Origin of the sequence: Streptomyces sp. NPDC020898 (genome assembly GCF_044333925.1) — a bacterium.
Lineage (GTDB): Bacteria > Actinomycetota > Actinomycetes > Streptomycetales > Streptomycetaceae > Streptomyces.
Window position 1 is genome coordinate 46532 of record NZ_JBIRRV010000002.1, and the last position, 23607, is coordinate 70138.

Annotated in this window: 20 protein-coding genes; 8 read left to right on the top strand and 12 right to left on the bottom strand. The window is 69.7% G+C overall.

Annotated elements, in window-relative coordinates; translation table 11 throughout:
* Position 1: 1 nt before the first annotated feature.
* The 5 genes from ACH4TV_RS08115 to ACH4TV_RS08135 all read right to left on the bottom strand — a co-directional run bounded on the left by ACH4TV_RS08115 (position 2) and on the right by ACH4TV_RS08135 (position 9897).
* Complete coding sequence (locus tag ACH4TV_RS08115) at positions 2-4540, bottom strand: polymorphic toxin type 27 domain-containing protein (protein WP_398396535.1); 4539 nt, start codon at positions 4538-4540, stop codon at positions 2-4.
* 966 nt (positions 4541-5506) lie between these two features.
* Complete coding sequence (locus tag ACH4TV_RS08120; RefSeq protein WP_398395500.1) at positions 5507-6868, bottom strand: hypothetical protein; 1362 nt, start codon at positions 6866-6868, stop codon at positions 5507-5509.
* On the bottom strand, positions 6858-7472 hold the full coding sequence (locus tag ACH4TV_RS08125; RefSeq protein WP_398395502.1) for a DUF6114 domain-containing protein: 615 nt from the start codon (positions 7470-7472) through the stop codon (positions 6858-6860). Before ACH4TV_RS08125 ends, ACH4TV_RS08120 begins: the two co-directional genes overlap by 11 nt.
* A gap of 130 nt (positions 7473-7602) precedes the next feature.
* The gene (locus tag ACH4TV_RS08130; protein ID WP_398395504.1) at positions 7603-8247 is read right to left on the bottom strand and encodes a DUF6230 family protein; all 645 of its coding nucleotides are present in this window, start codon (positions 8245-8247) and stop codon (positions 7603-7605) included.
* 672 nt (positions 8248-8919) lie between these two features.
* Positions 8920-9897, bottom strand: a complete 978-nt coding sequence (locus ACH4TV_RS08135) for a tetratricopeptide repeat protein (protein ID WP_398395506.1) — start codon at positions 9895-9897, stop codon at positions 8920-8922.
* A 277-nt stretch (positions 9898-10174) separates the two neighbouring features.
* On the opposite strand from ACH4TV_RS08135, the gene ACH4TV_RS08140 reads away from it, so the two are divergent.
* Positions 10175-10825: a TetR/AcrR family transcriptional regulator gene (locus ACH4TV_RS08140; protein WP_398395508.1), complete on the top strand. Its 651-nt coding sequence runs from the start codon at positions 10175-10177 to the stop codon at positions 10823-10825.
* 74 nt (positions 10826-10899) lie between these two features.
* The gene (locus ACH4TV_RS08145) at positions 10900-11241 is read left to right on the top strand and encodes a DUF3817 domain-containing protein (RefSeq protein WP_398395510.1); all 342 of its coding nucleotides are present in this window, start codon (positions 10900-10902) and stop codon (positions 11239-11241) included.
* Between the two features lie 45 nt (positions 11242-11286).
* Here the strand turns inward: ACH4TV_RS08145 and ACH4TV_RS08150 are convergent, their stop codons facing one another.
* Positions 11287-11796, bottom strand: coding sequence for a MarR family winged helix-turn-helix transcriptional regulator (locus tag ACH4TV_RS08150; RefSeq protein ID WP_398395512.1), 510 nt, complete (start codon positions 11794-11796; stop codon positions 11287-11289).
* Between the two features lie 290 nt (positions 11797-12086).
* Here ACH4TV_RS08150 and ACH4TV_RS08155 point away from each other — a divergent pair, with 290 nt between their 5' ends.
* Entirely contained in the window at positions 12087-13097 is a 1011-nt protein-coding gene (locus ACH4TV_RS08155; RefSeq protein ID WP_398395514.1) for a glycoside hydrolase family 6 protein, read from the top strand.
* A gap of 29 nt (positions 13098-13126) precedes the next feature.
* On the opposite strand, the gene ACH4TV_RS08160 is transcribed toward ACH4TV_RS08155, so the two are convergent.
* From ACH4TV_RS08160 to ACH4TV_RS08175, 4 genes are all read right to left on the bottom strand, one after another.
* On the bottom strand, positions 13127-15082 hold the full coding sequence (locus ACH4TV_RS08160) for a galactose oxidase-like domain-containing protein (protein WP_398395516.1): 1956 nt from the start codon (positions 15080-15082) through the stop codon (positions 13127-13129).
* A 3-nt stretch (positions 15083-15085) separates the two neighbouring features.
* Complete coding sequence (locus tag ACH4TV_RS08165) at positions 15086-16954, bottom strand: glycosyltransferase family 2 protein (RefSeq protein WP_398395518.1); 1869 nt, start codon at positions 16952-16954, stop codon at positions 15086-15088.
* A gap of 129 nt (positions 16955-17083) precedes the next feature.
* The gene (locus ACH4TV_RS08170; protein ID WP_398395520.1) at positions 17084-17377 is read right to left on the bottom strand and encodes an MTH1187 family thiamine-binding protein; all 294 of its coding nucleotides are present in this window, start codon (positions 17375-17377) and stop codon (positions 17084-17086) included.
* Positions 17374-17727, bottom strand: coding sequence for a DUF3817 domain-containing protein (locus ACH4TV_RS08175; RefSeq protein ID WP_398395522.1), 354 nt, complete (start codon positions 17725-17727; stop codon positions 17374-17376). The genes ACH4TV_RS08170 and ACH4TV_RS08175 overlap by 4 nt, the downstream gene beginning before the upstream one ends.
* Positions 17728-17944: 217 nt before the next feature.
* Between ACH4TV_RS08175 and ACH4TV_RS08180 the strand changes: the two genes are divergently transcribed.
* The 4 genes from ACH4TV_RS08180 to ACH4TV_RS08195 all read left to right on the top strand — a co-directional run bounded on the left by ACH4TV_RS08180 (position 17945) and on the right by ACH4TV_RS08195 (position 20592).
* Positions 17945-18577, top strand: coding sequence for an AIM24 family protein (locus tag ACH4TV_RS08180; protein ID WP_398396537.1), 633 nt, complete (start codon positions 17945-17947; stop codon positions 18575-18577).
* 1 nt (position 18578) lies between these two features.
* Positions 18579-19229, top strand: coding sequence for an AIM24 family protein (locus tag ACH4TV_RS08185; RefSeq protein WP_398395524.1), 651 nt, complete (start codon positions 18579-18581; stop codon positions 19227-19229).
* Positions 19226-20023: an AIM24 family protein gene (locus tag ACH4TV_RS08190; protein ID WP_398395526.1), complete on the top strand. Its 798-nt coding sequence runs from the start codon at positions 19226-19228 to the stop codon at positions 20021-20023. The genes ACH4TV_RS08185 and ACH4TV_RS08190 overlap by 4 nt, the downstream gene beginning before the upstream one ends.
* Before the next feature lie 92 nt (positions 20024-20115).
* Positions 20116-20592: a MarR family winged helix-turn-helix transcriptional regulator gene (locus ACH4TV_RS08195; RefSeq protein ID WP_398395528.1), complete on the top strand. Its 477-nt coding sequence runs from the start codon at positions 20116-20118 to the stop codon at positions 20590-20592.
* Positions 20593-20616: 24 nt separating this feature from the next.
* Here ACH4TV_RS08195 and ACH4TV_RS08200 read toward each other — a convergent pair whose 3' ends face one another.
* Both ACH4TV_RS08200 and ACH4TV_RS08205 read right to left on the bottom strand, forming a co-directional pair.
* Positions 20617-22113: a sensor histidine kinase gene (locus tag ACH4TV_RS08200; protein ID WP_398395529.1), complete on the bottom strand. Its 1497-nt coding sequence runs from the start codon at positions 22111-22113 to the stop codon at positions 20617-20619.
* Positions 22110-22778 (bottom strand): response regulator transcription factor, encoded by a 669-nt coding sequence (locus ACH4TV_RS08205; protein ID WP_398395531.1) that lies wholly within the window; start codon positions 22776-22778, stop codon positions 22110-22112. The genes ACH4TV_RS08200 and ACH4TV_RS08205 overlap by 4 nt, the downstream gene beginning before the upstream one ends.
* Before the next feature lie 135 nt (positions 22779-22913).
* Between ACH4TV_RS08205 and ACH4TV_RS08210 the strand changes: the two genes are divergently transcribed.
* Positions 22914-23585 carry a PepSY domain-containing protein gene (locus tag ACH4TV_RS08210; protein WP_398395533.1) on the top strand — a complete coding sequence of 224 codons (672 nt, stop codon included), beginning with the start codon at positions 22914-22916 and terminating at the stop codon, positions 23583-23585.
* Positions 23586-23607: the final 22 nt, after the last annotated feature.

Here is a 23607-nt window from a genome sequence, read left to right on the forward strand (position 1 = left end):
ATCACGGCACCGGCTCCCCGTTGGCCAGCTTGAAGCGCTCGGGCTTGACGTCTTTGCCGTCCCAGCGCCACGTGATCGTCTTCCATTCGCGTTGGCCCAGCCTGACCGCGGTGCGCAGCTTTATCATCTCCCACGCGGTGCCGTAGCCCTCGGACCTGATCAGCGCCCAGTCGCTGCCCTTGATGGTCTCCCCCCGCTCCAGGAGCAGCTTGAGCGCTTCGTCCTCATTGGTGGCGCCGCGGACGCCGTCCAGTGAGACTGTCAGCCGCACGTTGGGGTTGGACACCGTCCGTTCGACTCCGACCGTCCAGATCGGGCGCTCGCCCATGCCCATTGCTCGCGGCAGCTCCGCGCCGTAGGCACCGTTGTTAAACGTCTTGGCGCCGATCGCCTTCGCCAGTTTGTCCGCGTGAGGGTTGATACCAAGGACGACGTGATCCCCATCCTTCACCAGGTCCTTGAGGACCTTCTCTATGCACTCCTGAGGCGAGCTCTGGGCAGCGAACGCCCGGGCACCGCCGGCCAGCAGCGACCTCGAAGTGCCTGTTTCACAGGCCTCGTACACCGCCTGCATGATCTTGCTGGCGATGCCCGCGACGGCGACCTCGGAGAACCGGAGGGAGCGCAGGGCCGCCCACGCGTCGATGAATCCGATTCCGGTCCTGACCGAGCCGTCCAGTGCCCGGACGGCATCCGCGATAGGACGGATGATCTTGCCGGCGAACAGTGACGCCACATCCACCACGGCCCAGGCGCAACCGCCCCAGCTCCCGTTCTCACCACCAGGGGTGAGTTTCTGGGCGCACCGGATCCAGCTGCCGAAGAGGATGTCGACGGGGTCGACGCCCTCCTGGTACTCCGCGATGGTGATGGTGTGCGTGACCTCGGTGTACAGCGTGTCCGTCTTGTGCGGGCCCAGGTACACCGTGTCCCCGGAGAAGCACGAGTTCTCCCACACCTCCGTGGTGCACAGGTACAGGTCGAGATCGGCCTTGTAGCCGATCTTCTCGGTCATCGTGCAGTCGCCGTCGTAGAAGAGCTGGTCCCACCAGCCGTCGCAGCCCTCGGTCTTCTTGAGGACCTTCGGTTCGCCGACCTTCTCGATGTGGTCGACGACGTAGAACACGCCACCGATGAGTCCACCGGCCTCGTCCGGGACCGTCCCGGTCTCGATCTGCCCAGTGTTTCCCGCGTTCTCGGTCTGCGTCGCGGCTTCCTGGGCGGACTCGGCGTACTTCTGGGCGTCCTTGGCGGCTTCCTCCGCCGCGGTCGCCGCGGCGTCGGCCCGCTCGGCGGCGGCTCTGGCCTGGCTCGCGGACTCCTCCGCCTGTGCGGCGGCCGCGCGGGCGGCGGCGGCGTCGAGGGCAGCGGCGTCGGCGGAGGTGCGGGCGTCCTTGGCGTAGCCTTCGGCGCGGCCCGCGGCCTTGTCGGCGGCGACCGCGTCGGCCGTGGCCTGCCGGCCGTACTCGATGGTGCGGGCCAGTGACTGCTGCGCCTTCGCTGCGGCGGTCGCCGCAGCGGCCGCGTAGGTCAGTGCCTCCTTCGAGTAGCCGCGGGCGTCCGCGGCGTGCTTGGCGGCGTTCGCCGCGTGCTGGTAGGCGGCCTTGGCGTCGCCCTGTGCCTGGTCGGCGATGACCTGGGCGGCAGCCGCTTCCTCGGCCGCGTTGGTCGCGTGGGCGTCCGCGACGGCCTTCTGCTGCTCGGCGATGGTCTTCGCCGACTGGCCGGACAGGACCACCAGAGAAGCGGCCGAGTCCTTGGTGACGTACGGCGAGCCGAACTGGATCGCGTCGTTCGCGGGAGCCGCGACCTGTGCGGCCGAGTTCCCGGCGTCCACCGCCGCCTGCGCGGTGACATAGGCGAAGCCCGCCGCTTTCCCTGCGGCGGCGGTGGCCTTGTCGGCCTCGGCCTTGGACCCGTCCGCCTCGGCCTTGGCGATCTTCGCCTGCGCCTCGGCCTTGTTGGCCGCCTCGACCGACAGCGCGGCCTCGGCCGAGGCGTGCTCGGAGGCGTCGATGGCGTCGGCGGCGGCGCTGGTCGCGGTGCGCACCGCGGCGTCCGCCCGCAGCTTCGCCGCCTGCGCCTCGTCCGCGGCTGCCCGCGAGCGCTTGGCCGCGGCCTCCGCGCGGGTCGCCGCCGCGTCCGCGTCCGCTGCCGCCTGGGTGGCCGCGTCGGCCGCGGTGCGGGCCCGGCCGGCCGCTGCCTCGGCGTCGTTCGCGTGCTGGTCGGCCTCATTGGCAGCCGCCCGCGCGGCGTCCGCCGCATCCCCCGCTTCCAGAGACTCGGCGTAGGCCTCCTTGGCGTCGGCCTTGGCGCGCGACGCGTCTGCCTTCTGCTGGGCGTCCCACGCGTCGTCGCGCAGTTCCCTGGCACGATCCCGGGCTGTCTCGGCGTCGTTCTTCCGGGCGACCGCGGTGGTCTCCGACGCCTCGGCCCTGTCCTTGGCGGTCTCGGCGTTGGCCGCTTCGGCTTCCGCGGTCTGCCGGTGCCGGGCCGCCTCCGACTTCTTGACGTCGGCGGTCTCCTTCTCCTTCTTCGCCGTGGCCTCTTCGGCTTCGGCCTTCAGCCGCTTGGCGTGCGCGTCGGCAGCCGCCGCCTTGGCGTCCGCCTCCGCGACCAGGGACTCGGCGAGCTTGGCCTCGGCCAGCTCCTTGTCCTTCTTGGCGTTGTCACGGTGCAGCTTGGCCGCGTCCGCGGCCGCCTTGGCCTGCAGTTCGGCCCGGTAGGCCGCCTGCTTGCGGAACTCCGCCTTGGACTGCGCGGCCTGCGCGAGCGCCCGCTGGGCGATCGTGGCGCTGTCCGCGGCAGCCGCCCGAGTGGCCGCCTCGGCGGTCTCGCCGGCCTTCACCAGCGCCGCGACCGCGGCCGCCGCTCCCTGCGTGACCTGTGCCTTCTGCTGGCCCACCAGCAGACCGCGGCCCCGCGGTGCCCCGTTGGCGTCCGCGATCGCGTAGGCCGCCTGTTCGGCGGTGGCGCTGGCAGTCTGGGCGGCCGTCGCGGCCGTCGCCTGGCGCTTGAGCTCGGCCAGCTCGGCCTGCGCTCCGGTGCGCGCGGCGTTCAGCCGCTGCGTGGCCTTGGTGAACTCCGCCGCCGGCGGAACGGTGCCGTTGTGCGCGGAGACCTTGAACAGCACCTTCTGCGTGGCAGCGGTGCTGCAGGCGGCCGCGAGCGCGTCCTGTCCGGCGGTGTACGTGGGGAAGTTCAGGCACTTGTTCGCGCCCAGGCTCTGCAAGGTGGCGCCGGCCCGGACGCTGAACTTCCACACCTGCATGGGCGTGCCGTTGCAGGTCCAGATCTGGATCTTCGTCTGGTTGGTGGCGACGTCGAGGCACTTCTGCGAGTTCACGTTCTGCAGGCTGTAGCCCTCGCCGTAGCCCCCGTTGATCACCCACTGCTGGGCGGCCGCCGTGGAGCAGGCGACGACCTCGACAGCCGTGCCGTTCGCGGTGCCGGAACCCTGCGCGCCCAGGCACTTGCCGGCCGCGCCCGGGATCTGGACGGCCATCGGGGAGCTGCCGATCCAACCGATGCCGCCCGAGGACCAGTAGTCCTGCCAGCGGGTGATGTGGTCGGCGACCCACGAGTGGCCGAGCATCTTGCCCATCGACTCGGAGGCCACGGTCAGCGCCTGGACGGCGTTCTTGTTCGCGGTCAGGATGTCGTTGCGCTTGGCGGCCTGCGAGCCGATCTCCTGCTGCCACTCCGCACCGGCAGTCGTGGAGACCTCGCCCAGAACCTTCTCGGGGTCGATCGGATCACGCCACGCGCATGCGGCGAACCGGGACTTGAGGTCCTCGACCGCGACCCGGTGCTCGGCGGTACCCGGCACCGGTGCCGTGTCCGGGAAGCCGCCCGAGCTCAGGAAGAGGCGGGCGTTGTCCGCGCCGGTCGGCTCCAGGCTCCAGTCCGTCAGGTGCTTGTAGGCGTCCCGCAGGGCGAGCCGTCGGTTCCAGTCCGGCACGGACGGATCAGGGTCGCTGCCGTACAGCGGCTGCCCCAGAGCCTTGACCTTCGCGACGGTCTCCGCGTCGGCCGGCGGTGTCGCGTCCTCGTAGAAGTCGCTCTCGTCCTTCCAGAACCGGTCGGCGATCCACGCCGTGAGGCCGGTCTGGGAGTGGAAGTCCTCACCGTCGCCACCGCTGGTCCCGGGCGGCCACTCGAAGTCGGCGACGGAACCGAAGCCGCCCGGCGTCGCGAGCCCGGATATCTTCCAGCTGGCGTGGAGCGCGTCGAGCCGGTTCAGCTCGACAAGCGCGGCGTCCCGGTCCGACTTGTACGCGGTGGCGAGCGGAGTGGCCTCCCAGTGGTCCCGGTCGGCCAGCTCCCGGAGCCGCTCCGGATTCTGGTTGAGCCCGTCCTTCGCGGTGGCGGCCATGGCCGGCCCGCCCAGCCGCAGTACGTCGCTCATCAGGCACTGGTCCTGCCGCAACTGCTCGGCGGCGGTGTCCTCGTACCAGTCGTAGTCAGCGGCCGGCTCGGTCCGCGGTGCCGTGTAGTCGGTGCTCACACCCACTCCGGCCACCAGGGCCGTGGCGAGCATCGGTGGGAGCAGACGGCTGGTCAAGCGAGAGAGTCGAAGCAGGGGTCTGGGAGACCCTGGAGGTCTGGAGCGCAATGGAGTACCAGTTCTGATCAGGGAGCCGACCGAAGGATGCGGCGGGGCCGGCAGGACTCAGCGGCCTCGCGTCAACGAACCTGACGGTCGCTCAAGTAAGGGGTCCGAACACAGAACGAAAGCCTGAACCTGGGGGCCGGAAGGCACCCGGAGAGCGGCAGGCGCGGAGAGAGGATTACCTTTATCCGGCAGGGGAGTTGAGCAGATCAGCGGCGGCCCCGCGGCGCTGCCGAGAGCGGCGCTCCCTCGTGCCGGTGAGCTTCGCCGCCGCGACCGAATCCAGCTCGGGCCCGCCGAAGTGCGCAGCCCGTCCTGCCTGGCAGCGGTCCTTGCGGCCCTGCTCGCCGAGCCTGATACGGAGGGTGCGCTCGTACGGGTTGGTCGGGTTGGTCGGGTTGTCCCCCGGCTCGTCGGAGGCCGCGGGGGCGGCGGACGCCAGTCTCCCGAGCGCAGTGGCTGCAGTCGCGAACGCGACGGCCGCAACCCCTCTTCGTGGACGGCTTTGTCGAGGTCTTCGCGGAGCTGTTCGCACGTCGATGCCTGCCTGGATGGTCGGTCCGGATGATCGGTCTCGTCCGGCAGGAAGAAAGCACGACGAACACTCGGCCACGGCCGACCGGTGGTGTCACCGGCGACCTGCCACAAAGGAAAGTCAGGAAGTTCTGAGACCCCCGTCTCCGCTGCGCGTGCGGTCAACACGCGCCCCCCGCGGCCCCCTTCCCACAGGGACCACATCATCATGACAGCGAGAAAGCGTTTACGAAACCCTTAATTCGCCACTACGTTCGAGCCCCACTCGCCTCCCGCACAGGCCTGTGGCCCGGCCCTCCGCCAACAGCGGTGGGTCGGGCCACAGGCCTCGGTGCGGCTCCCGAACAGGGTGGTGGGCGCTCAGGTCGTGTACTGGTGCAGGCCCGGCACCGTCAGCGTGCCGCCGAACTGGCCGGCCTGGATGACCTTCACGTTCGTGAAGTAGATCAGCGGGATGTTCAGGGGCGGGGGGTGCTCCGGGTCGAACGTGATCGGGATCAGGCCGAACAGGTTGCCGGAGATCCTCTCCGTGTACATGATCGTCTTGCCGTCGTCGATCGTGGACTTCGAGCCCTTGGCAGCCTCTGCGTGATAGGTCTTGCCGGCCAAGTCGTCCTTGACCAGCTGGTGCAGGTCGCCGATCTCCGTGCCGTCGGAGATCACGTACTTCAGGACCTTTTTGACCTTGCCGCTGGCGGTGCGCACCTTGACGATGCCCTGGTAGTCCGCGCCCTTGAGCAGCAGCGAACTGGCCTCCAGGGTCCACGGATCGTCGGGCAGCGGGATGGTGTTGTCGACCCCGCCCTCGTCGTCGGTGGCGGCCAGGCAGTCGTCCGGGTCCGTCGTGGGGCTCGGGGAGGCGCTCGCAGACGCACTCGGGGACGCTGTGGCGTCGTCCGCCGCGTCCTCGGCCGCCTCGGCGGTCTCCTCGGTCGCCTTGGCCGCCGTGCCGGTGGCGTCCTTGAGAGCGTCGGTGACCTTCGGCGTCGTGTCCTTGGCCGCGGTGGTGCCGGCGGTGTCCTTGTCGGCCGCTCCTGCGGCCGGCGTCGGTGCCGCGGCCGGCGTCGGGGTGGCGCTCTCGGCGGCCTCGGCGGTGTCCGTCGACTCCGTGGTCGTTGACGCCGTGTCGGTCGACGAGTCGCCGCCCGTGAAGACGTCGGTGATCGCGTCGCCGATGGTCTCCAGCAGGCCGGGGCTCTCCTCGGTCGGGCTCGCCGAGGGGGTGGGCGTGGCCGTGTCGCTGCCGCCACCGTTGGACGTCGTCTTGCTCGCGGAGGGCGTCGGAGCCGGAGTCGGTTCGGCCTCGTCGTCGGAACCTGAATCCGGCGAAGAGGGGTCCGCCGGGGCCGAGTCATCGGCGGAGGCCGACGGCGTCGGTGTCGGCGTCGCTTCGTCGGAGTCCTCGTCGGTCGAGCTCTCCGTGGGGGTCGCCGACGGGCTGGCCGGCGCCGAGGCGTCGTCCTCCATCGCCGCGACGCAGTCCTTGTACTCCTCGGCCGCCTGGCTGTTCGACAACGGCTGGTCGTCGGCGTTGGCGAGCGTCGGCGTGAACCCCATGCCCATGAGCACCGCGGTCGGCATCGCCGCCAGGGCTATCGCCTTCCCGGTCGGCACATGGAACCTGGTGAACAGCGGCTTCCTAGGGGCCGCATGCCGCGGCCCGGTTCTCCCGCGGGACGTGTTGTCCACGTCAGTCCCGTGGGTCACCTCGTCAGCCGGCACTGTGCCTCCCGTTCGCCCCGTTCACCGGGCTCGTTCCTGACAGATCGTTCGGCTCGTACGGCTCGTTCGACTTGCTCATGTTCAGTCCGCCCGGCTCGGCCGCCGCGTCCATTCCGTCGGCGGCCTCGGCGGACTCAGGGGACTCGGGCGCCGCAGCGGCCGCATCCGTGCCGTTGCCCGCGGGAACTCCGTACCTCGAGTCCGGCTCCGGCTCACCAGGCGCCCAGGCGATGGCCAACGCCCCGCCGATCAGGGCCAGCAGGAAGCCGACGATGAACCCGCCGAAGTTGGAGACCGGGAGGGACACCAGTCCCAGCAGGATCGCGGCGGTGCCGGCGAAGGTCCGTACGTGCTTCTGGAACCAGAGGCTGATACCGAGGACGACGAGCAGGACTCCGATGATCAGCGATCCCGCGCCGGTCGTTGTCGACATACGGATCGTGAGCTGACCAAGGGTGAGGTGCGCGTAGGGGAAGTACATGATCGGGAGACCGGCGATCAGGACGACCAGACCGGCCCAGAACGGCCTCGTACCCCGCCAGGCGCGGAACTGCAGCCTCAACCGGACGAACAGACTGGGGTCGGCAGGAGTCTCGGCGCTCATGGAAACAGCTCCCTGGTGCGGTGTTGCCTTGGTGAGGGGTCTTCCGTCAGCCCGTGGGGGCGGTGCGCAAAGACCCGGTCGGGGAGGAGCGGGCGGGGGCGCCTCACGGCCCCCCGCCCGTCACCGAGTGCTAGTAGCACTCCTTGGTACCCGAGTAGAGCTTCATGCTCAGACCGGGCAGCGTGAAGGTTCCGGCGGTGGTGGCCCACGCCGTCTGCTTCACCTTGTACAGATCCACGGAATCCGCCGACTGGCCGAAGCCGTTGGGGTTCGACTTCTCTGCGCCGCCCTTCATGGGCGGGTCGGTCAGGGAACCGGCGGAGACGCCGATGTCCATGCCGGTGAACACAGCCTTCTCGGCGGCGAGATCCTCGACGTCGATGTAAAGGTTCTTGGCGGAGACCTGCTTGTCCTTGTCGCCACTGTTGCCCGCGGTCAGCTGCAGAGTGACAGAGCCGAGCAGCGGGATGTTCGGTGTGACGACCGACTGACACATGTTCTGGATACGGGCATCGGAGAACGCCGACACCGCAACCGGGTGAATGGTGTCCTTGCCGTCCAGCGTCTTGCCGGCGTCGATGGCGCCGTACTGCGAGAAGCCCTCACCGTGGATGTAGTCAGCGCTGACCTTGAACGACTGGCCAGAAACGCTGAACGAAGCGGCGAGAGCACCCTGCGCGAGAGCAACACCTATACATGCCGTAGCAGCAACGCTGGGCACCATCACCACAGCGAAACGCTTCCATCTTGTCCCGCCACGCACCTGGGACTCCATATTTCCTCCTTCTCGGACGTACATCTCCTGACCCTGACTGCCCCATGACGGCGGCTCAGCCGGGCAGGGATGGGAGAAGTGCTACGTCCTCGGTAAGGAGAGCGCCCGCGCTCGTCGACGCGAACAGCGCCCGAATCACCGGCGATCACCCCCGAGCGACAACCACTGGTCGCGCCTGACGCACATCACGCACAACCTTGCCGGACAGGCTCCACCCGAGGGCGAAGACCCCCCTGTCCGAGAGCCGGCACCACTGCTGCCGACTCTGCCCGGTGGGGACCCAACAACTCCCGTCCGTCCGACTGGCTGTCGGGGTACGGGATAGGACCGAGCGTCGCCGATCGTGGTGCATTCTCGCCGCCCGCACAAGGGGGTTCGTTACTGGCTAGTAACGGGGAGATAACCGAGCAGCGACCCATGGGTGTCGCCCGGCGACACTGGGTGGCCCTCAGGGGGGTGATAAACCACCCGCTTCCTGCCTCAAACCCGACAGGACGACGCCTCTGGCTTACTCCAAGTAACAGCGGCCACGATTACCAAGATTTGGTAAAGCGTGGCCGCATTGGCGCTCGATCGGCAAATCCTTCACGCGGACAACACCTGTCGCAGTGTTTAGCGACAGGTCAGACCACTGATCGGACGGCAGGTCCACCGCTCCGTCCGACCGACCGGTCAGAACAACGCCCGCGCCAGCGCCCGCCGGGCCGCCGCGACCCGCGGATCATCGGCGCCGACCACCTCGAACAGCTCCAGCAGCCGCAGCCGTACGGCATCCCGGTCGTCGCCCGCCGTCAGCGCCACCGCGTCGATGAGCCGCCCGAACGCGTCCTCGACATGGCCGCCGACCAGATCCAGGTCGGCGGCGGCGATCTGGGCCGCCGCGTCCTCCGGCTTCCCGGCGGCGTCCTGGCGCACCTGCTGCGGGTCGAGCCCCTGCACCCGCTGCAGCAACTCGGCCTGCACGAGGCCGAGTTTGGCCTCCATGTTGCCCGGGTCGTCACTCAGTACGTTCCTGTACGCCTGCACCGCACCGCCCAAGTCCCCCGCGTCGAGGGCCTGTACGGCGGCTTCGAGCAGCGCGTCGTACGGCCCGACCGGGATCTCGGGAGCGGCGGCGGGCGCGGCACCGGGTTCGGCATCCGCGTCGACGACGAGGCCGGTGAGGCCGAAGCGCTGCTCGGAGACCTGGACCAGCTGGTCCAGGGTCTGCCGGATCTGCGCCTCGCCGGCGGCGCCCTGGAAGAGGGGCAGTGCCTGGCCTGCGACGACGGCGAAGACGGCGGGAATCCCCTGGATGCCGAACTGCTGCATCAGCATCTGGTTGGCGTCGACGTCGACCTTGGCAAGGACGAAGCGGCCGTTGTACTCGACGGCCAGCCGCTCCAGTACCGGGCTCAGCTGCTTGCACGGCTCGCACCACTCGGCCCAGAAGTCGATGACGACGGGCACCTCGGTGGACCGCTGCAGGACATCGAGTTCGAACCCGGCCTCATCGACATCAATGACGAGGTCGGCCGGCGACACGGCCCCTCCCCCGCCCTGTCGGGCCGATTCGGCGCGCGCCTGCTCCGCCTTCGCCTTGGCCTCCTGGGCCGCCTTCACCGCGGCGAGGTCGACGACTCCGCTCATGGACATGTTCCGTGGCTGCATGCGTCTATCCTCCCCCGTCCGGCACGTACATGTGAAAGGCGTTGTGAAAGGCGTGCTGAAAAGCGGTCCCGCCGGTCCCGCGGGTCGGTCTCGCTCGGTGCCGGGTCCCCACCCGGCACCAGTGCAGTGGTGATCGCTCACGAGAAGCACGTACGGGACGCCCGCACCCGCTTTCGCTACGGGTCGTAGCGTAACGGCAGGGGTGGGCCCGGGGGAACCGTCCCCCGGTGATCTCTCTCACGGCCGCACAGGAAACCGCCGCGGTTATGGTCATGCCATGCAGAGCCGCATCCCCGCCAGCCGCACGGGGCGCCCCCGCAGCGTCGCCGCGGACGCCGCGATCCTGGCGGCGACCCGGGCCGCGCTGGTCGAACTGGGCTGGTCCGGGCTGACGTTGGGGGACGTGGCGACGCGTGCGGGGGTTGCGAAAACGACCCTCTACCGCCGGTGGGCGGGTAAGAACGAGTTGGTGGTGGACGCGGTCGCGGAGCTCTTCGACGAACTGGAGCTGCCCGACAGCGGCAGCCTCGCCGCCGACATCGAGGGCGTGGTGTTCCAGTTCGCGACGATCCTGGCCCGCCCGGAGGCCAAGAGCGGACTGATGGCCGTACTGGCCGAGTCGCAGTGCGACGACGCGCTGCGTGAGCGCATCCGCGACTCGATCGTCAACCGTCAGAAACGCCTGGTCCTGGAGGGCCGGGCCCGCGCCCAGGCCCGCGGCGAGCTCCCCCCCGAGACGGACCCCGAGACGGCGGCCCGCAACGCGGACCTGATCTTCGACGTGGTGGCGGGCTCGGTCGTGCACCGCACCCTGGTGAGCGCGGAGCAGGCGGACGCGGCCTGGGTCCAGCGCTTCACGGCCCTCCTCATCGGCGGCCTGAACGCAACGACACAGCCCACCGACCCGGCAGCCTCGCAAGCACCTTGACCTCGGCCGGACCTGAGCCTTGCGGGCGGGGTCCCCGTGCGGGCGGAAACCGGGCACCGGTTACGCTCGACGCCATGAAGAAGAGCGTCCTGACCCGATACCGGGTGATGGCCTATGTCACCGCCGTCCTGCTCGTCCTGCTGACGATCGGCGTGATCGGGAAGCGGGTGCTGGGCCTGGACGGGTTCGACGGGTTCGTCAGCGTGGTCGGCATCGCCCACGGCTGGCTGTACGTCCTGTACCTGGTCTTCGCCTTCGATCTCGGCACCAAGGCGAAGATGCCGCTGGGCCGCCTCGCCTGGGTCCTGCTCGCCGGCACCGTCCCGACCGCCGCGTTCTTCGTCGAGCGCAAGGTGACCCGCGAGGTGGAGCCCCTCATCGCGAAGAACGCCACCCCCAAGCCCGCCGCGGTCTGAGGTCGTAGTTGCGAGTGCAGCCCGACCGCCCCGGCGGACCGGCCCTCACTCCTCGTCGAAGTCACTCGCAGCCACCCGCAGCGGACGCAGCATCGCGAAGATCTCCGCGCACTCCTCCGCGTCGTACACGCCGAGGCCGAAGTCCATCGCCATCAGGTCGCGGGTCGCGGCGTCGACGACCTCGCGGCCTTTTTCGGTGATCGTGGCGAGGGTGCCGCGGCCGTCGTTCGGGTTGGGGCGTCGGGCGACCAGGCCCGACTTCACCAGGCGGTCCACGGTGTTCGTGACCGACGTCGGGTGAACCATGAGACGCTCGCCGATCTTGGACATCGGCAACTCGCCGGCCTTGGAGAAGGTGAGCAGCACCAGCGCCTCGTACCGCGCGAACGTCAGACCGTACGGCTTCACCACCGCGTCGACCTCCGCGAGCAGGATCTGCTGCGCGCGCATGATCGAGGTGATCGCGGCCATGGACGGGACGTTTCCCCAGCGCCGCGTCCACAGTTCGTCGGCGCGGGCGATGGGATCGAAGGGGAGACTGAGCGGCTTCGGCACGGCACCAGACCTTACCGGCCGGTCATATCGCGGTCAGCCCCGTCTCGCCCTTCGGTCCAGGTCGGTGGGCCTGCGGCCCTTCCTGCACCGTCCGCCCGCTTCCCCTGCACCTTCCTCGCACGTCTGCTCGTAGGCCTCCTCCCGCACCCTTCTCCCACGCCCTCTCCCGCGACCCGGGTTCCGGCCGCCGCCCCCGGTGTCGCGCCCGTGGCCGTACGTCCGCCTGTGCCACGATTGCTGACTGATCGTCACCGATCGCCACCGACCGTCACCTCGCCCCAGGGGGCAGCATGTCCCGGCTGATCCGTACCCTCGCGGTGTTCGCGACGCTCGGGCTCGCGGCGGGCTGCACGGCCGCGCCCGAAGTGGGCGAGGCGGCCGTCGTCCCCGGCGCCACCAAGAAGGCGTCCACCGCCGGTGCCCAGGCCTTCTGGGTCGACCCGGCGAGTCCGGCGGCCCGGCAGGTGCGGCTCTGGCAACGGGAGGGCCTCGACAAGGAGGCGCGACTGTTGCGCCGGATCGCCGACCAGCCCGCCGCGCTGTGGCCGGCCGGCGACGACCCGGAGCCTGCCATCAGGGCCGCCGTCGACGCCTCGGCACGCGAGGGGCGTACGGCCGTCTTCGTGGCGTACAACATTCCGCACCGCGACTGCGGCCAGCACTCCGCCGGCGGGGCGGCCGACGCCGGCGCCTACCGGGCCTGGATCGGGCGGTTCGCCCGGGCGCTCGGGGACAGCCGGGCGCTGGTCGTCCTCGAACCGGACGCGGTCGCGCACATCGTGGACGGCTGCACACCCGGCGAACACCACGCCGAGCGCGAGCAGTTGCTGGGCGACGCCATCGTGCGGCTCAAGCAGCAGCCCCGTACGAAGGTGTATCTGGACGCCGGCAATCCCGACTGGATCGAGGAGCCCCGCAAGCTCGTCGCGCCGTTGCGCCGCGCCGGGGTCGGACGGGCCGACGGTTTCGCGCTCAACGTCTCCAACTTCCAGACGGACGCGACCACGAGGACATACGGCGTCCGGCTCTCCCGCGCCCTCGACGGCAAGCACTTCGTCGTCGACACCAGCCGCAACGGGAACGGACCGCTGCGCGGCGACCGGAGCCAGGCCTGGTGCAACCCGCCGGGGCGCGCCCTGGGCACCCGCCCGACGACCCGTACCGGCGAACCCGCCCTCGACGCCTACCTGTGGATCAAGCGGCCCGGCGAGTCCGACGGTGAGTGCCGGGGCGGACCCGCGGCCGGGCGGTGGTGGCCGGAGTACGCACTCGGGCTGGCCCGCAACTCCCTTACGCAGTAAGCCCAATGGGCCTGATCAGCGCACCCTGATCACCGCACCTGGATCCACTTCGCCTCCGACGGCGTCCCCTTCGCGTCCGTCACGAACAGCATGTACCAGCCCGGCGGCACCAGCGTCCGGTCCTTCGGTACATCGACGGTCACCGAGGTCCGGTCCTTGCTGAGCGGGAGATCGATGGAGCGCTGTTCCACGTCCGTCGTGTGCGTGACCGCGCTGGGGCGCATCAGGCGCGCCTTCGTCACCCGCTCGGGGTGGGCGGTCGTGAACGTCGCGCGGCCGTGCTTGTCGACCTCCTGGGGGCCGTCCCCGAGTACGGGACGGTTCTTGCCGTTCTTGTGCAGCGCGGGCGGGGTGAAGATCTCCATGCGCTGCTCGAAGTGACCGAGCTTGGTGTTCTGCTGGTTGTCGTAGAGCGGGTCGGAGCCGAAGGTGGCGACCCGGCCGTCGGGCAGCAGCAGCGCCTCGGAGTGGTAGTTGCGGCCCACCTTCGGGGACGCCGCCTCCCGGAAGACGTTCGCCTTGGGGTCGTAGAACTGGGCCTTGAGGATGTTGCTGGCGCTGCGCCCCCGGTAGTCGGCGGCGCCGTTGGACGTGAACACCGTGTCGTCCGGCATGAGCACGCTGTTCAGGTAGCGGGTGCCCTGGGGGAGGTCGGGGCCGGCCTCGAAGACGGGGCTCTCCTTCTTCAGGTCGATCACCGCCGTACGCCTCGTCGACTTCTTCGACTCGCCGACGCCTCCGCCGCCCAGGATCATCACCTTCTGGTCCTGCGCGGGCGGCAGGAGAACGGAGGCGGACGTCTCGGTCTCGTCGGCGTCCGTCAGGCCCGGCACCTTCTCGAAGGTGTTCTTCTCCAGGTCCCACAGGCCCGGTTCGCGCCCCATGGTGGCGGGCCCGTAACCGGCGTTGGACGCCGGGTAGAACAGCTTGCCGCCCTTGGTGAGGAAAAGGGCGGGGTAGGTCGGGAAGTAGCGCTTGGGGCCCGGCGTCCACTTCTTGGTCTTGGGGTCGTAGATCTCGTTGTCGCCGGGGTCGATCGCCCCCACGTCGTCGAGCCCCGACACGGCGAGCACCCGTCCGTCGTCGAGGCCGACGAGGGTCGGGTACCAGCGCGCCTTGTCCATCGGGTCGACGGGGAGGTACTTCTCGGCCTTCGGATCGAACTCGTACGCCGCCCTGATCCCCTGGAAGTCCTGCTTGTCCATGGTGATCTTCTCGGACAGCCCGTACGCGTTGTCGGCGTCCTCGCCCTTCAGGCCGACGATCTCGTACTGCGCCTGCTTGGCGGTGATCGACACCGGCCCGGCCTCGGCCGCCTCGACGAACACCCGGGCCTCGCTCGCGACGACCTTCGTCACCCAGGGCTGCATGACCCCGGCCGCGTTGTACGTGATCTTCTGCGTGCGCTTGGCCTTGGGAACCGTGACGTCGAACCTGCTGACGTACTCGACCCCGGCGGGCGAGCGGAATCGGGTGCCCTTCTTCAGGACGATCGCCTTGTCGGGGCTCTCGTTCTTGACGCGCATACCGCCGCCGGCCCGTTCGACCTCGCCGTCGAGGAGTTCGTAGCGGGCGGTGCCGCCGGCCACCAGGAGCCGTCCGTCGGGGAGTTGGGCGTGTCCGGCGCAGAAGAAGTCGTCGGGGGTGGCGATCCTCTTGAAGGTGTTGGTACGCGGGTCCCAGAGGACCGTGTCGAACGCCCCCTTGTCGAACTTCTTCTGCTCGTTCCCCGAGCCCGCGACGATCAGCACCTTGCCGGTGCGGAGCAGGGCCGCGTGGATGGCGTTGGTGCGGAACTTCTCCGGGATGTCGATCGCACTCCAGGAGCCGTACCGCGCCTTGTACCCGGGCTGAGCGATCTTGTACTCGTAGTACCGGTCCCCCGCGAAGTCGAGCACGGCGGGGGCGTTGAGGCCGGCGAGCAGGGCGACGCCTCCGATGCCCAGGACGGTCTTCTTGGTCTTCGTCGACAGCTGATAGGCCATGGCCTAGTTGCCTCCTGTCGGGGTGCTGGAGACCGGGGAGACGGGCGAGACCGCGCTGGTGGCGATCACGGGTTCCACGACGTCCGGGATGCCCTCGGAAACGCACGCGGGCTCCCGGCGGGTCCGGCCGGCCCTGCGCCGCCTGCCCTCCGTACCCTCCCCGCGCTCCTTGTGCTCCGTACTCTCCTTGCTCTCCTTGCGTTCCTTGAACCGGGTGACGGTCCACACCCCGACCGGGGCCAGGGAGATCGCCATGGCCAGGACCGCCCAGGTGCGCATGGCCACGTGGGTGTGGCCGAGGTGGAAGGAGGCGACGAGTGAGGTCGCCAGGAGCGCGGCCCAGAAGAGGTGGACGCGGAAGGTGAGCAGCCGGTCGGGGCTGGCGTCCCCGCCCTTGGGGGTGACGACGAACCGGCTGGGGCGGCGGAGCAGTGCCGCGCCGAAGGACTTCAGGTAGATCGGCGCGGAGAGCGCCGACATCGCCATGCCGGCCAGTCCGCCGGACCCCGCGGGCTCGTGGGGCGAGACGTTGTGCCGCCGGTTCCACAGGTACAGCCCGATCTGGAGGGCGGCGGCGTCGCTGTAGAGCATCAGCCAGACGGAGGCGGCGACCTGGGTGCCGGAGGCCCCGAACCAGAGGAAGAGGAAGCAGCTCAGGATGCCGAGGAACCAGTTGACGGCGGTCATCGGGTAGTAGACGAGCATGAGGGTGTACGAGAAGAGCCGCCCCGGGGGCATGGTGAACGGCGCCTTCCAGTACTGCTTGAAGAGCGTCTCGTAGGTACCGCGCGACCAGCGCATCTGCTGGGTGAAGAAGTCGGTCCACGAGGCCGGCCCCTCACCGACGGCGAGCACGTCCGGCGTGTACACGGACCGCCAGTGGCGGTTGGTCCCGGGATTGCGGCGGCGGTGCAGTTCGAAGCCCGTGGCCATGTCCTCGGTGATGGAGTCGTACAGCCCGCCGATCTGTTTGACGGCGGCGATGCGTACGACGTTGTTGGTCCCGACGAACATGGGGGCGCGATAGCGGTTGCCGGCGCGCTGGATGAGCGCGTGGAAGAGGAACTGCTGGGACTCGGCGGCCTTGGTGACGGGGTGGGTGTAGTTGCCGTACACCTGCGGGCCGACGACGAAGGCGACGTCCGGGTCGCGGAAGAACCCCATCATCCGCTCCAGGAAGTTGGGGAGCGGGACGTGGTCGGTGTCGACGGAGGCGAAGAACTCGTACTCGTCGCCGTGCATGGCGATCCACGCGTTGTAGTTGCCGTGCTTGGTACGGGTCTTGTGGACGCCCTTGGCCCGGTTCCACTCGGGCACCCCGTGCCGGCTGAAGTGCCGTACGCCCAGCTCGGCGCAGAGCGCCTTGGCCTGCTCGTCGTCCCCTTCGTCGAGAAGCCAGACGTCCAGGGGGCCGGTGTGACGCAGGCGCGTCGCGCCTTCGAGGGTGGCCCGGACCATCGCGAGGGGTTCCTTGCCCGGGACGTACGTGGTGAGGAAGGCGACGCGGGTACCGGACTCCGCCGCGACGGGTACGGGGTCGCGGGCGACCATGGTGGCGTGGGCGATGGACGCCACGTTGACGACCATGAACAGCTCGATCAGCCCGATGGCTATGAGCATCGCGATGTCGAGACCGACCATCCACGTGTCACCGCCGTCGCGCTCCACCCAGTGGCTGGGCCAGATGAGGTAGACGAGGAGGGCGCCGGTGAGGAGTGGCGCGAGGGTCATGAGGAGGACGGCGCGTATTCGGCGCGGCTCGTTGGCGAGGAGCGAGGTGTACTGCACCTGGTACGGCGACCCGGCCGGCGCCTCGGTGAGCGGTCCGGCCAGTCGGCTGTGGGTGTCGTAGTCGTAGCCCTCCGGCCTCACAGCGACCTCCAGTGATCGAACGAGCCGATATCCCCACAGAAGTGGAGATATGGCGGCGTGTCGAACTGGACGCGTCCAGGCGGGTGGATCTGCGGAGCAGGTTGCCGGGTGAGGGTTACAGGGAGAGGGTCACGGGGAAAGGTGGCGCTCGACCGTCTCCACCTTGGAGATCAGACCGTCGGTGACACCAGGGCGAATGTCCGCCTTGAGGACCAGGGAGACGCGCGGGGCGCGCTCCTCCACGACGGCGACGGCACGTTTGACGACGTCCATGACCTCGTCCCACTCGCCCTCGATCGACGTGAACATCGCGTCGGTGCGGTTGGGCAGCCCGGATTCGCGTACGACACGCACGGCGTCGGCGACGTACTCGCCCACGTCCTCGCCGACGCCCAGGGGCGTCACGGAGAAGGCGACGATCATGCCTTGGACGCCTGTTCCTGGCGGGCCCGGAAGGCGATGGCCGCGTTGACGGCATCCTCGGCCTCGCGGCGCAGCTTGCGCTCGGCGAAGAAGCCGCCGGCCGGGAGGACGGAGAGGACGAAGTAGAGGGCCGCGGTCTTCAGGGACCACTTGGTGCGGTTCCAGGCGTCCGCCCAGAAGATCACGTACAGGACGAAGAGGATTCCGTGGACCATGCCCATGACGGGCACCGCGTTGAAGTCCGTGGTCCGCTTCAGCACCGAGCAGACCAGCAGGAGGAGGAAGGAGACGGCTTCGGGGGCCGAGACCAGGCGCAGGCGGCGGAGGGCGGAGGCGGTCTTGATGTCCACGGGTCACCTTCGGGGGTCGCTGAGCGGGTGGGGCGCTGTGTGAATGGACGCTTTGTGAATGGACGCACAAACGTTCGTCCATTGTGGCATTCGCGGCCCGGCGGCCGGGACGGGGGTGCCGACGCGGATTCACCCCCTAGGGGGAGGATCAGGGACGATCTCCACCCTCTGGATCTGTTGTCGAGGGCCTTCGGGGGGCTACCTTCGGCCCGTGGCGATGTTTCGACTTCAAGGCAGCAAGGTGCTCGCCGTCGACATGACCGGGGACGCCGTGAAGGCGAAAAACGGCTCGATGGTGGCGTACGACGGGCAGATGGACTTCAAGAAACTCAGCGGCGGCGGTGAGGGCATCCGAGGGATGGTCACCCGGCGGATCACCGGTGAGCAGATGACGCTGATGGAGGTGAAGGGGCACGGGACGTGCTGGTTCGCCGACCGCGCCTCCGAGATCAACCTCGTCGCCCTCCAGGGGGACAAGTTGTACGTCGAGTCGAGCAACCTGCTGGCGACCGACGCGGGCCTGCGCACGGGCACGTCGTTCACCGGGATGCGCGGCGCCTCGCAGGGCAACGGGCTGTTCACGACGACCGTCGAGGGGCATGGACAGGCGGCGATCATGTCGGACGGGCCGGCGGTGGTGCTGCGCGTGAGCCCGCAGTTCCCGCTGACCGTCGACCCGGGGGCGTACATCGCGCACCAGGGCAACGTCCGGCAGTCGTTCCAGTCCGGTGTGACGTTCCGCACGTTCATGGGCGAGGGCGGCGGCGAGGCCTTCCAGATCCGCTTCGAGGGCGACGGCCTGGTGTACGTCCAGCCCAGTGAGCGCAATTCGATCGCCGGGGATGTGTGACATGCCCTTCCGTGAGATCAACTCCAAGATGGTCGAGGCGACCGTCATGCCCGGCCAGCGCCTGTTCAGTCAGCGCGGGGCGATGCTCGCCTACAAGGGCGAGGTGTCCTTCACGCCCAACATGCAGGGCGGCCAGGGCGGGATCATGTCGATGATCGGCCGCCGGGTCGCCAATGAGGCCACCCCGCTGATGACCGTCGAGGGCAGCGGCACGGTCCTCTTCGGGCACGGCGGCCACCACATCCAGGTCATCAACCTCGCCGGGGACACCCTGTGCGTCGAGGCGGACCGCCTCCTCGCCTTCGACGGCACCCTCCAGCAGGGCACGATGTTCATGGGCTCGCAGGGTGGCGTCATGGGCATGGTCCGGGGGCAGGTGACCGGCCAGGGGCTGTTCACGACCACCCTCAAGGGGCACGGCGCGGTGGCCGTCATGGCCCACGGCGGGGTCATCGAAGTGCCGATCACCCCCCAGCGCCCGGTCCATGTCGACCCGCAGGCGTACGTCGCGCACCACGGCGACGTCCGCAACAAACTGTCGACCGCGCTGGGCTGGCGCGACATGGTGGGCCGGGGCTCGGGCGAGGCGTTCCAGCTGGAGCTCAGCGGCAACGGTGCGGTGTACGTCCAGGCGTCGGAGGAGAAGCTGTGACCACCTACCCGGGCGCCGGGCCCGTCGTCCACGACCCGATGACGCTGCCGTCCGACGACAACGTCAACAACTACACCTTCTGCGTGGAGCTCAAGGGGAGCCAGTGGTTCCTGCAGAAGGGGAAGATGATCGCCTACTACGGCACGATGGACTTCAACGGCATCGGGCACGGCCGTCTGGACCGTCTTGTCCGTACGTCCTTTCATTCGCCTCTGCACGCGAGCGACTGGGTCGTCGCCGAGGGGTCGGGCAAGATGCTCCTCGCCGACCGGGCCTTCGACGTGAACTCGTACGACCTGGAGAACGGCAACCTGACCATTCGCTCGGGCAACCTTCTCGCTTTTCAGCCAACTCTCGCGCTCAAGCAGTCGATCGTGCCGGGCTTCCTGACCCTCATCGGGACGGGCAAGTTCGTGGCCGCGTCGAACGGCCCGGTGGTGTTCATGGAACCCCCGATCCGGGTGGACCCGCAGGCTCTGGTCGGCTGGGCCGACTGCCCTTCCCCCTGCCACCACTACGACCATGCGTACATGACAGGCCTGATGGGCGGTCTACGTGCGATGACGGGCGTCGGCGGAGCATCCGGAGAGGAGCACCAGTTCGAGTTCGTCGGGGCGGGCACGGTACTGCTCCAGTCCACCGAGGTCCTCATGGCCGAGCAGGCCACGGGGACGGTTCCGCACGAGCCCGGAGTGCCGGGTGGTGGCGGCGCCCTCACAGGCCATCCACAGCAACCGGGCGCACCGCGCCTTCCCGGACAGCTGGGCGACCTCCAGCGTCGCTTCGGGCTGTGAGCGGTAGTCTGCGGAGTGTGACGTCGAACGTGTGCACGCTGTCACGCAACCCTCACTAGTTCGCCTTTCAACATTTTAGGTAGACTTCATTCATGGAGACTGAGACGGCCACACGCTGGCTGACCGAAGCGGAGCAGTGTGCCTGGCGCACCCACCTGGAGGTCAACAGGCTGTTGGCCTACCAGCTCGAAAGGGACCTCCAGCCTTTCGGCCTCACGATGAACGACTACGAGATTCTGGTGAACCTCTCCGAGTCGGAGGGCGTACGGATGCGGATGAGCGACCTCGCGTCCGCCACCCTCCAGTCCAAGAGCCGGCTCTCCCACCAGATCACCCGCATGGAGAACGCGGACCTGGTCCGCCGCGAGAACTGCGAGTCCGACCGGCGGGGCCTGTACGCGGTCCTCACCGAGCAGGGCATGGAGACGATGAACAAGGTCGCGCCCCACCATGTGGCGTCCGTGCGGCGGCACTTCATCGACCTGCTGTCCCCGGAGGCCCTGGCCGAGCTCGAAAAGTCGCTCCGGCCGATCTCGCAGCACCTGCGCGGGCAGCGGGGCCGACCGTAGCCGGGCCGTAGACCAGCGCGTCGATCAGGCAAGAGGCAGGCGGAGCTCGAACAGGGCTCCGCCTGTCGCCGTTTCCCGCACGGTCAGTGTGCCGCCGTGCCGTACGGCGACATCGCGGGCGATGGCCAGCCCGAGCCCCGCTCCCCCGTCGTCCCGGCTGCGCGCGTCGTCGAGCCGCACGAACCGCTCGAACACCCGCTCACGGTCCGCCTCCGGCACCCCGTCGCCGTCGTCGGCCACCTCCAGCACGGCCCACTGCCCGTCGCGGCGCACGCCCACCGTGACGGCCGAACGGGCGTGCCGCAGCCCGTTGTCGAGGAGATTGCCGAGCACCCGGGCCAACTGCCCCCGGGATCCCGTCACTTCGACGGCTGCCTCAGGTGTCTCGGCGCTCACGCCCGCCCCCGCCCGCTGGGCGGCCTGCTCCCGTGCCAGCGCGGCAAGGTCGCACCGCGCGTCCACGGGCCGCTCCCCCGCGTCCAGCCGGGCGAGCAGCAGCAGGTCGGCGGCGAGGTGCTGGAGCCGTACGGTGTCCTCGACCGCACCGTCGACATCGAGCAACTCCGGGTGTGCGGCGCCGACTTCGAGCTGGGTGCGCAGAGAGGCGATGGGGCTGCGCAGCTCGTGCGAGGCGTCGGCGACGAACCGGCGCTGCCGTTCCACGGAGGTCTCCAGGGCGGCCAGCGTCTCGTTGGTGGTCCGGGCGAGCCTGGCGACCTCGTCGTGCGTGTCCGGCACCGGGACGCGCCGGGTGAGGTCCTCGGAGGCGGTGATCGCGGCCATCTCGGCCCGGATGCCCTCGACCGGGCGCAGGGCCCGCCGGGTGACCAGCCAGGTGACGCCCGCGACGACGCCGAGCAGCAGCGGGAACCCGATCAGCATGACGGTCGTCGCGCTGCTCACGGCGCTCTGCTCGGCGTCCAGGGAGGCGCCCGCGTACACGGTCAGCTCGCCCCTGCCGGTGAGCTCCACCGGCAGCGCGGCGAAGCGGTAGTCGGCACTCTCGCCGTCGATCGTGGCGGACCCGTCCGTGAGAACGACGTCACCGTCACTGTCGTTCTCGACCGGCTCGGGAGAGGCGTCTTCGCCGTCGGCCTCGTCGTCGGGGTCCTCATCCGTGGAGCCGGAGGGGCCGGGTGAGCTGGCCGCGCCGGTAGAACCAGTACCGCCAGTGCCACCAGTACCGCCTGTGGCTGCCGTGGACGCCTGTGGCTTCACCTCGGTGGTGCCCGTGCCGCTGATGGCCTGGAGGTCCTCGGTGGCCGCGACCAGTGTGCCGCCGGCGTCGACGACCTGGACCGGATCGTCCTCGTCGTCCAGGAGTTGGGCGTAGGCCGTCCCGGAGGCGAGGTTGGCGGCCACGTTCCGTGCGGTGCGTTCCGCCTGGGTCCCCGCCTGGTCGATCAGGTTGGACCGCAGGGACAGCAGGACGGCGGCCCCGGCCGCGACGAGCGCCACGGCGACCACGAGGGTGGCCGCGAGCGTCGCCCGGGACCGGACCGAGCCGAACAGCCGCCTCATCTGCCGGCCTCCAGCCGGTAACCGGCGCCGCGGACCGTCTTGATGAGCTCGGCGCGCAGCTTGCGCCGCAGCGTGCTGACGTACACCTCGACGATGTTCGGGTCGCCGTCGTAGGCGAAGTCCCAGACGTGCTCCAGGATCTGCGCCTTCGACACGACCTCGCCGGCCCGCATCACGAACTGCTCCAGGACGGCGAACTCCTTTGTGGTCAGGGCGACTTCGTCCTCACCGAGGAAGACACGGCGGGCGGCGGTGTCCACCCTGAGGTCGCCGACCTCAAGGACCGGCGACGCGCCGGCACCCTGCCCGCGCCGCCGCAGCAGGGCCTTGATGCGGGCGACCAGGACGACGTACGAGAAGGGCTTGGTCAGATAGTCGTCGGCGCCGGTGTCCAGGCCCTCGGCCTCGTCGTACTCGCCGTCCTTGGCGGTGAGCATGAGGATCGGCACGTCGTGGCCGGCGGCGCGCAGGGCCGCGCAGACGCGGTAGCCGTTGAGGCCCGGCAGCATGATGTCCAGGATCACCAGGTCGTACGACCCCTCGGTGGCCCGGTGCAGCCCCTCGCGGCCGTCGTGGACGACGTCCACGGCATACCCCTCGGCCGTGAGGCCCTTGGCCAGGGACACGGCGAGGCGTTTCTCGTCTTCCACGATCAGCAAGCGCATGCGTACAGCCTCGCAAAGCGAACCTGAAGACGCCTTCAGGGGGCTTCAGGTCCGCTTCAGCCGGGTTCGGGCAGCGTAGGTCTCGTCGAAAGCGAGTGAATCGCTGTGAAACCGAGCGAAGAGGCAGGAACCCTCATGAAGCGGAACATCGTCATCGCCACCCTCACCGCCGCCGCACTGGCCGGCGGCACCGTCGCGGCCTTCGCTGCGGGCGACGACGAGAAGTCGGCGCAGCGTCAGGTGAACACCAGCACCGCGCAGTTGGCGTCCGACCGGGACGACGACGCCACGGACGACCGTGCGGACGACCGGAGCGACGACGCCGCCGAGGACCGTACGGCGGTCCGCAAGGGCGCTGTCACCGCCGCCGAGGCCATCGCGGCGGCGCTGAAGCACACGCCGGGCACCGCCGTCTCCGCCGGCCTGGACGACGACGGCGCCGACGCCGGCACCTGGGACGTGGAGGTCGTGAAGAGCGACGGCACGGAGTACGGCGTCAACGTCTCGCCGGACACCGGGAAGGTCCTCGGCGCCCACCGCGACACCGACGACGACAACGACGGCCGCGAGGACCTGGCCGCGCTGAAGGGCGCCAAGGTGGACGCCCGCGACGCCGCCCTCGCGGGCGCCGCGAAGGGCACGGTCACCGAGGTCGGTCTCGACGACGACAACGGCACCGCGGCCTGGAGCGTGGACACCGTGAAGGACCGTACGCACAGCGAGTGGAAGGTCGACCTCGGCACGGGCAAGGTCACCCAGGACAACGAAGGTGACGACGACGGTGCCGATGCCGGTGACGACGACTGACGGAGCCGTCACCTCGCCCTCC